This is a genomic window from Fervidicella metallireducens AeB (genome assembly GCF_000601455.1).
Taxonomy (GTDB): Bacteria; Bacillota; Clostridia; order Clostridiales; family Caloramatoraceae; genus Fervidicella; species Fervidicella metallireducens.
On record NZ_AZQP01000094.1, the window covers coordinates 1 to 2713 of the forward strand.

The 2713-nt window shown below is 29.5% G+C and carries 3 protein-coding genes and 1 pseudogene; 1 reads left to right on the forward strand and 3 read right to left on the reverse strand.

Annotated elements, in window-relative coordinates; translation table 11 throughout:
• The coding region (locus Q428_RS13610) for a sigma-70 RNA polymerase sigma factor region 4 domain-containing protein (RefSeq protein ID WP_035381850.1) at window positions 1-390 on the reverse strand (390 nt) is incomplete at its 3' end.
• A gap of 192 nt (window positions 391-582) precedes the next feature.
• On the reverse strand, window positions 583-1308 hold the full coding sequence (locus tag Q428_RS13615) for an N-acetylglucosaminidase (protein ID WP_051515188.1): 726 nt from the start codon (window positions 1306-1308) through the stop codon (window positions 583-585).
• 390 nt (window positions 1309-1698) lie between these two features.
• Between Q428_RS13615 and Q428_RS16155 the strand changes: the two are divergent.
• Window positions 1699-1836 (forward strand): annotated as a pseudogene (locus Q428_RS16155) (IS66 family transposase zinc-finger binding domain-containing protein); the annotation flags it as partial.
• 219 nt (window positions 1837-2055) lie between these two features.
• Here Q428_RS16155 and Q428_RS13620 read toward each other — a convergent pair.
• The coding region (locus Q428_RS13620; protein WP_035381852.1) for a hypothetical protein at window positions 2056-2713 on the reverse strand (658 nt) is incomplete at its 5' end.

Consider the following 2713-nt stretch of genomic DNA (forward strand, 5'->3'; position numbering starts at 1 on the left):
CCTTTGTTTCTTTGGCAGCTTGTCTAATAACTGTTTAACATATAAATAGTCATCTGATGTGCTTCCTTCATAAATTTCTATAGAATTAATATCCTGATATGTATTTTCTTTCACAATTTTATCTTTTTTTGCTGATAAATGCATAAACTCATGCCTTATTGATTGTTCTATATATTTCTTTATACAATTCTCATTTTTCATTTCACTATTCTTTTCTATAGGAATTTTATATATGGTTTCAATAAATCTAACTATTAAATCACTTTCAGCATCACTATCTCTTATTTTTCTAGCATATTTTTTTATTAAAGGATTAAATCTTTCTAAAAGTTCTACCAATGCCTCATCATTTTTTTGTTGCGATTTTTTTACAAGATTATATATGTCCATTCCAATTTATCCTCCGTAATACATATTTTTACATATTAAAAAGGAATCAATTGAATAAAGTCAACCATGGTTTTAAATTATTTTACGATTATGTTTATTTTTATTTAATTTTTACAATTTTTCACCATATATCATAAATACACTAAACTTTACTTTGTGCGAAATCTTTTATTAAGTTATATACCATTAATTCTACTTGTACCTCGGTATATCAAATTTTAATGCAGCGTTTCTAAAATTATCATACATTTTCTTGATACTCTTAGTTTGGTTTATGGCCCAACTGATATCTGATGCATATTGATGTGTACCAGGTGCTTGAGGGTTCCATCTCATTTTGTATAAAGTGTTTTGCTTGTATAATGGATTATTAATGTATTGTTTCGAAATCCATTTTGCGCCTTCCTCAATTGCTTTTTCTGGTGTAGTCCAACCCATTCTATAGGCAAATTCGGAACCGTAGGTAATCGGATCCCTATCAAGAGCATTAATTCCATACATGTTATATACTTTGATACCTTTTATAAGTACTCCAATTGCTAGCTTACTTGTCCCATTACCTGTTTCAAGTGCTGAATGGGCTGCTAGATATACTTCACTAATCTTATACTTTTTCGAAGCTCTTAGATAAATATCTCCTTTGGCTTCCAATACTCCCTTACCTTTTAAGAAATTGTTTAATTCTTCTTTTGTTACATCAGCTGATTCAGATAAATCTAAAAACTGATACTTAAAGACGCCAGAATTATAGTTTTCAGGTGTTAAATATTTTAGTATCATATCCTGAGTCGCACTTGCCCATTTACCTTTTACCAATATTTTTGCGCTGGTCTTCATTTGTTTTCTTAAAGCCTGTTCTAAACTAACACCATATTGTGTTATCCTTTCATTACAATTTTTTAGTACTTTACTCTCCATTTTAACTTCTCCTTTGCTATAATTTTGAGATTATACAGTTATTTCTTCATACTCCCCCTTGTATATCTCTACTTAATAAAAAGGAAATAGCCTCATTTTTATCAACCATAAAAAATACCAATTACTTAAAAAAATAATTTTTTTCTATAAGTGATTGGTATCAAAGATTATAATATATCTAAATCGGTAACCGCATTATCTCTAATTATTGTGTAAGCGTAAAATACTTCACACATAGCTAAATGATAAAAAATTTGAGATAATCAGCTCATAAAAAGATAAGGAGCTGATATGTTATGTCAAAAGAAGAATTAAGAGCACAATGGCTTGAAAGAATTAAGGCATATAAAGCAAGTGGTTTAACTCAGGCTGCATCAGGTATGTCCTTGCTGTAATGGAAAACTTCATGAAATGATCACAGAAGTAAGGCAGGAGATTCATGTAATTCCAGCTCAGGTTAAACTTGTTAAGCATGTACGTTATGTTTATGCCTGCCGTAGCTGTGAGAAGAAAGGTATAGAGACACCTGAAATATGGGACATATACTTACTGTAATTACATAGTCAAATATATTTTTTAAATATTTTCATATTTCTCATTAAATAAAGCTTTGTAATTTCCTTATTTAATATAACTTTATTCACTTTTTTGCTAAATTACACTATGCTTGTCCAATCTTTATGCTTTATGAAAACATTTATCCCTTTAACTTTTTAAAATAAAATTATTTAATTGGCTTTTTAAAAATTAAGCATACTGCTCCATGAATTCATATGTAATGTTTTTATATTCCTCCTTATCTAAAAGCTTAACCCCAAGGTTGCTGAGCTTTGACACCCTGCTTTGAGTTATGTTTCCAAGGACGCGACAGATTTCACTACATTTTAAGTTGCAAAGGCTTCTCATTAAAAGTACAGCCAGTGCCTTTGCTTCAACTATTTCTCTGCAATGTTTTGTATGTAGCTTTATTTTTTCAATTCCCATCTTTGATGCTATAAATTCTAATATTTCTTTGGTTTTAATGTTTCTTATTAATATCTTTCTTTCACTTCTGTATTCTGTTCCTTCATTTAAAAATTCAACTTCTTCTTTAAAAACCTTATCAGAACATTTATATACTAATTTCATATAGCTTTCTCTGGCTTTTTTAGAATTTTTGCTGAACATTCCCATAATAAAACCATCATCAACTAGTTCATAGGGGTCATGTCTTAAGCCTAGGTATATTGAAAGACTTGAAAACTCGTATTTCTCTGGGCAATTTTCATAACCCTTTATATCACAAGGGTTGTTATGAACATATGCTGATAAGGCATAGAGATATATTTCACTTTTTACCATTTTGCTTTTAAATCTGTCCTGAAATAGATGTCCATGTCTTTTATGTCTGTGGTTAAAATATTGG